A 5,749-nucleotide genomic window follows, 5' to 3' on the forward strand; every position below is an offset into this window, starting at 1 on the left:
GAGCATTCGTTGTTTGGTCTTCGCTGGTCAGCATCGGTTGTTGTTTTGAGTTCAAACGAGTGTTATTTTTACCTAAATGGTTAACGCAGAGGAACATGGAATGTTTGGTCAAAATCGTAGTAAATTCCGGCTATCTAACAAACGCATCAGTTCACTCCCTTCGGTCGCTGGGACAACTTTACGGGCGCATTTCGCTACGCTCAAGAGCTGCACCCATAAACTTGCCCTCTATGCGGGGTGTTATATTTCAAGGAGGATAATTTGGCACAGGTCAATTTCACAAGCTCTTTAAGGAAGAAATTGTATTTTGCAGTTTTTGGTATCATTTTTATAATTATTGGATCATATACCCTTGCAATAGAGTTCGGCGCATCAAGAATACATGTAGTGATATTTCTTTTAGTGACAATGGCCGTTTATTTACTGGTAAGTTGGAGGTTCGCTAAAAACGCCAATTGCCCTCATTGTGATCAGGAACTTTTTAATGCAATTGCGAATGCAAAAATGTATAGAATCGAATTTGATTATTGTCCAACGTGTGGTGGGAAAATTGAAATATAACAAAAACTTCGAAGACGGATGTGACGGAAAAGGGCCGTCTCACCGCTTGAAGTGGATATAGAAATTGGCACATAGCAAAAGAATATAGTGCTAGCTCGTTCTTTCAAGAGTCCTTCTCATCTGTTTTTAATGAGTTATTTTCGGGTTCGCGCGCATTCGTTGTTTGGTCTTCGCTGTCGAACATCAGTTGTTGTTTTGAATTCAAACGAGTATATTTCTACCTAAATGGTTAACGCAGAGGGACATGGATTGTTGTATCAAAACCGAGTTAAACCAACCAAATATAACAAACGACTATGGCGTCAATAATTAAATTTACGCCATATTTTCTTCCCATTTTTTCCCATCGCGAACCATCGAATTCAAGATAACCACCATCTTTCTCACGCAGGCAATAATCGCCACTTTTTTAGGTTTCCCTGCGGCAAGTAGGGCTTGATAGGTACGCTTAAAAACGGAGTTGCACTGCATGGCAGACATCATCGCCATATACAAAACGGTTCTCACCTGAGGGCGTCCACCTTTGATTGTTCGTTTGCCTTGGTAGCGTCCACTTTCTCTGTTCATGGGGGCGACACCGACAAGCGCAGCGGCTTGTTTGTTGCTCACATACCCGAGCTCAGGAAAGTAGCCGATGAGTGCTGCCGCAGAGACTTTTCCGATACCAGGCATGCTTTGTACAATGTCATTTTTTTCCTGATAGTCGGGACAGCTTTCGATGAGCTTAACAAGTTGCTTTTCAATCTTAGCAAGCTGGTTTTTGTAAGCAGTTAAGATGGGTTTGATGGTTGAATGCAGCCCCTTGGGCATAATCTGTAATCGATTCTTCTCCATGGTTTACATGTTGAGTATTTGGTTTCGCCGCGCGACCAAATCCGCCATCAGGCGCATGCTTTCTGGCTTTAGCGTGGATAGCTTAGGTTGTATCGCTTCACCGTAATGAGCAATCAACTGAGCATCTAGCTTGTCTGTTTTTGCATTCAAACCGATAGCCCCAGCGAAACGGCGCACGTGAACCGGATTGGCAACCACAAAAGGTAAATTGGCTTTTGCGCATGCCATCACGAACAGCAGTTCAAGGCGGCCAGTTGCTTCAATCACAATGCGCTGTGGGCAATGTTTCTTGATCAGGGTGATTGCTTCCTTAACGCCTTTTTCATCGTTTGTAACGGTGAAATAAATGTCCAGCGGGCGAATGAATATATCGAGGGATTGCTTGCCGGTATCGACACCGACATTAATGTTTTGCGAAGTGACTGTTTTCATAATAAGCTAACTCTTGTTTGCGTAATGCGAGCTTGAGGCCCAGTAGACTATTCGAGTCTTGTGCTTGGAGTTCTGTGAAGCGCTCATGTTTGTTATCGGTCTCTCAATTGAGGAGCCTTGCATCAAGCGAACTGCTTCACAGAAGAACATTGGTTGCAGCCAATATCTGGGTCTCACTTTACCACTTTGGAGAAAGGATCTTGCCATACAAACGCATCAACTCGCTCCCGTTGGTCGCTGGGACAACTTTACGGGCGCATTTCGCGTTGCTCAAGAACTGCACCCATAAACTTGCCCGTTATGCGGGGTGTTATATTGCAGGGGTATCATGGAAAGTAAAATAGTAATTTCATCAATCTGGGAAGATGAAGACCTGTTTGAGATAAGTATTTTTGGGAGTAATGGTTCTTTTTCAGGCCAAACTGATTGCTACACAACCAGAGATAAAATTAAAGAGTTGGGAAAAATACTAGAAAAGTTTCCCATCTCTGTAAAAGATAAATTTAAGTTCGCGACAAGGCCAAAAGAAGACCTTTCTTACTTTTCAATCTCAGGCTTATGCATCGACAACTCTGGCCATACATTACTTGCAATTACTATTGCTCACATTGAAACTTTCACAAATACAAGAAACGAAAACTATAAAGTAAACTTTGACTTAAAGGTTGAACCCTTGGCTATTAACACATTTGGTAAGCATCTAATGCGCTTAGCTACTGAAACAATTGCTAAAACAGAGGCAGTATTGAAAAATGCAATATAACAAACAACAATGGCGCAAGCTCGTTCTTTCACGAGTCACGCTCATCTGCTTTTAATGAGTTTATTTCGGGTTCGCGAGCATTTGTTGTTTGGTCTTCGCCGGTCAACATCAGTTGTTGTTTTGAATTCAAACGAGTATATTTTTACCTAAATGGTTGACGCAAGGAGACATGGATTGTTTTATCAAAACCGAGTTAAATCAACCAAATATAACAAACGCATCAGTTCACTCCCTTCGGTCGCTGGGACAACTTTACGGGCGCATTTCGCTTCGCTCAAGAGCTGCACCCATAAACTTGCCCTCTATGCGGGGTGTTATGAATCAAGGAGAGCTTTATGAACAAAGCTAGGAAGCAAGCAAAATTTAGAAAAAAAATGGCTATTGTGTTTTTTGTAATTACTGCCACCAACGTTCTGTTAAAGATACTTGGGATTTCGTCTCTTGATACTTCTTCTGCCACTACGTTAGCAGGAGCAGTGGGTATGAAGTTCGGTTACTACTCGGTTCCAATATTTTTTTCATTGATTGGCTGGGCTTACTACGCCTCTAGCCAGAATAAAGTTTTAGAGGCAGAGACAATTGAGAGTAGCTCTAAAAATTAACTCGCAGCACGCAAATTAACTAATTTTTACGCTCCTGATTTTCTTTATATTTATATAACTTATCTGAGTATGGTTTCTTCTGGCAATAGACACTCGTTGTTGCGGCGATACATCTGCGCAAGCTCGTTCTTTCAAGAGTCCCTCTCATCTGTTTTTAATGAGTTAATTTCGGGTTCGCGAGCATTTGTTGTTTGGTCTTCGCTGATTAACATCAGTTGTTGTTTTGGATTCAAACGAGTATATTTTTACCAAAATGGTTAACGTAAGGAGACATGGATTGTTTAGTCAAAATCACACTAACATTCAGCAACATAACAATCGCATTAGCTCACTCCCTTCGGTCGCTGGGACAACTTTACGGGCGCATTTCGCGTTGCTCAAAAGCTGCACCCATAAACTTGCCCTCTATGCGGGGTGTTATGCGCTAGGAATGTATGAGTAATCCAAATAGCAAAGCGTTTGATTTCGTCGCTCATGAAATCAAAATAGATAAACTTATAAAGCGATTATTTACATCGTCTTATATGTCTAATGCTAAGTGGCGCAAGTGCTTTCAATTGCTCAATCAGGTAAACCCTGAGATTCAAGTAATTTGGAAATTTGTCGGAAGTCAGAATGATGGTGTAAGACATTCGTTACCTACTAACGAAGCCCTAGAAGAAAATTACCTTTCTAGTAGGTTTTGGTTTGGCCCAGCCTATTACAAAGAAATCGAGTGGTTAGAGTTCCCAAATGTAGGTAAGCCCTATTGTAAGGAGAATATACCAGGGGCTTTCTTTGAGCAAAATGTAGTTGCAGTCATAGAAGCACTAATTGAAATTGGGCAGTGGCATATAGTCGAAACAGACTTCGGATTTAGGGTGTATGGACATCAATAAATCGCATAACAAACGGCAGCACCGGACAAATTTCCGCTGTCACCTTTTGTGCAAAAACACGCACAAAAGCCGCCATCAAAAATTTGCTCAGTGAGCCGGGCGTTATATTCCTGTGATAGCAAAGTCTATTGCGTTGATGATTGAGTCTCTATGAGCTTCTAGGGTGCCAATAGGACTTACCAATAAATCGCTTTGTATTGAAGTCATCTGAGGGGTAAAAAGAAGATATATCTCTCCTTCATAATCGATAGATGGAGTGAGTCGGTTTGCTTTTAAGCTTCTTAAATTACTTCTCTTGGCCAACGGGATGACTAGGCGAGTAGAAAGGTCGTCTATTATACTGTTTTGAATATCAACTAGCAGAGGATAAGCGGCTTTTGATTTCTTGCTCGTATTTTTGTAAGCATCAAATTGAGCCACTAAATTCCCCCAAATTCGTCGCTAAAGCTTCCATTTTCTTCTACAAATTGATTGTATGCATTGATGGCCATTTTATTTTCTTCTTTCCAAGCATTTTCTTTCGCCACCTTAAGTTTTTCTTGTAAAGCTTGCTCCAATGTTGCAGAAAGGTTTATTTTCATTTCTCTAGTTTTAACCAGTAAGTCGCTATTTATACTAAGGTTAGTGGCTTTTTTGGGTGCGCTATAATCATAAAGTTCAGACATAAATTCTCCTCCGCCTACACAGATTATGCGCATTAGTGTGCGCATTTGCAACGCTATTTGCACAAAAGTAAAGGCTTCTTCTTTCAGGAGTCACCCTCATCTGTTTTTAATAAATTTATTTCGGGTTCGCGAACATTCGCTGTTTGGTCTGCGCTGGTCAACATTAGTTGTGTTATCAGATTCAAACGAGTATTGTTTTACCTAAATGGTTAACGCAAGGAGGCATTAAATGTTTTATCAAAACCAAGTTAAATCAACTTGTCCTAACAATCGCATAAACGCCCTCCCTTCGGTCGCTGGGACATCATTACGTGCGGTTGCACGCAATGCTGCCCGTTATGCGGGGTGTTAGCAGTCCTATGATTGTGAATAACGTTAAGTATGATCTTGTAGTAACCAGTGCCAATAATTTTGAAAATCTTAGTTTGGAGTGCTGTCTGAATAACGAACTAATAATAGAGGCTGACTTAATTAGTTATATTAATAAAAAAGCAGATGTTTACGTGCGTAAGAGTCCATTAGATGCTGATGTTATCAAGGCTTTTTTGTATGAGCTTGATCAAGAGTTAAAAGTTGGCGGTAATGCAAAAGTTTAAGATTTGCTGTGCTCTACCTTTCAAGAGGAAAGCTCAAAGGTAATTAGTAAGCTATTCTCGGGTTCGCGAGCATTCGTTGTTTGGTCTTCGCTAGGAAAATTCAGTTGTTGTATCAGCAAGAATTGAGTAAAGTTTCAATATCAAACATGGTCATGGAGTGACACATTGTTAATTCAAATCACCAATCAGCACAGTACTAACATGTCAGTTGCTAACAAAAGCATCAGTTCACTCCCTTCGGTCGCTGGGACAACTTTACGGGTGCATTTCACTTCGTTCAAAAGCTGCACCCATAAACTTGCCCTCTATGCGGGGTGTTAGCGTGCTAGTTAAATAGATCGCTATGAGAGCCAATTCTGGCTAGCTTTAATATGTTGAAATCAACTTTATAAATCAAAACCAAATCAGGCTTTACATG

At 40.8% G+C, this 5,749-nt stretch carries 8 protein-coding genes and 1 pseudogene; 5 read left to right on the forward strand and 4 right to left on the reverse strand.

Annotation, left to right across the window (positions count from 1 at the left end; translation table 11 throughout):
• Positions 1-876 precede the first annotated feature (876 nt).
• A pseudogene (locus tag ACKLNX_RS00225) lies at positions 877-1,827 on the reverse strand (IS110 family transposase).
• Between the two features lie 85 nt (positions 1,828-1,912).
• On the opposite strand from ACKLNX_RS00225, the gene ACKLNX_RS00230 reads away from it, so the two are divergent.
• From ACKLNX_RS00230 to ACKLNX_RS00245, 4 genes are all read left to right on the forward strand, one after another.
• Positions 1,913-2,116 (forward strand): hypothetical protein, encoded by a 204-nt coding sequence (locus ACKLNX_RS00230; protein WP_412970794.1) that lies wholly within the window; start codon positions 1,913-1,915, stop codon positions 2,114-2,116.
• A gap of 39 nt (positions 2,117-2,155) precedes the next feature.
• Complete coding sequence (locus ACKLNX_RS00235) at positions 2,156-2,590, forward strand: hypothetical protein (protein WP_412970795.1); 435 nt, start codon at positions 2,156-2,158, stop codon at positions 2,588-2,590.
• 335 nt (positions 2,591-2,925) lie between these two features.
• Positions 2,926-3,192 (forward strand): hypothetical protein, encoded by a 267-nt coding sequence (locus tag ACKLNX_RS00240; protein WP_412970796.1) that lies wholly within the window; start codon positions 2,926-2,928, stop codon positions 3,190-3,192.
• Positions 3,193-3,626: 434 nt separating this feature from the next.
• Positions 3,627-4,070, forward strand: a complete 444-nt coding sequence (locus ACKLNX_RS00245; RefSeq protein WP_412970797.1) for a hypothetical protein — start codon at positions 3,627-3,629, stop codon at positions 4,068-4,070.
• Between the two features lie 102 nt (positions 4,071-4,172).
• Here the strand turns inward: ACKLNX_RS00245 and ACKLNX_RS00250 are convergent, their stop codons facing one another.
• Together ACKLNX_RS00250 and ACKLNX_RS00255 are read right to left on the reverse strand one after the other, a co-directional pair.
• On the reverse strand, positions 4,173-4,490 hold the full coding sequence (locus ACKLNX_RS00250) for a CcdB family protein (RefSeq protein ID WP_412970798.1): 318 nt from the start codon (positions 4,488-4,490) through the stop codon (positions 4,173-4,175).
• The gene (locus ACKLNX_RS00255; RefSeq protein ID WP_412970799.1) at positions 4,490-4,735 is read right to left on the reverse strand and encodes a type II toxin-antitoxin system CcdA family antitoxin; all 246 of its coding nucleotides are present in this window, start codon (positions 4,733-4,735) and stop codon (positions 4,490-4,492) included. Before ACKLNX_RS00255 ends, ACKLNX_RS00250 begins: the two co-directional genes overlap by 1 nt.
• A gap of 359 nt (positions 4,736-5,094) precedes the next feature.
• Here ACKLNX_RS00255 and ACKLNX_RS00260 point away from each other — a divergent pair, with 359 nt between their 5' ends.
• Positions 5,095-5,331, forward strand: coding sequence for a hypothetical protein (locus tag ACKLNX_RS00260; protein ID WP_412970800.1), 237 nt, complete (start codon positions 5,095-5,097; stop codon positions 5,329-5,331).
• A gap of 325 nt (positions 5,332-5,656) precedes the next feature.
• Here ACKLNX_RS00260 and ACKLNX_RS00265 read toward each other — a convergent pair.
• Positions 5,657-5,749: type II toxin-antitoxin system mRNA interferase toxin, RelE/StbE family (locus ACKLNX_RS00265; RefSeq protein WP_412970767.1), on the reverse strand; the 93-nt coding region annotated here is incomplete at its 5' end.

This window comes from Glaciecola sp. MF2-115, assembly GCF_047250385.1.
In the GTDB taxonomy this organism is placed as follows: domain Bacteria; phylum Pseudomonadota; class Gammaproteobacteria; order Enterobacterales; family Alteromonadaceae; genus Glaciecola.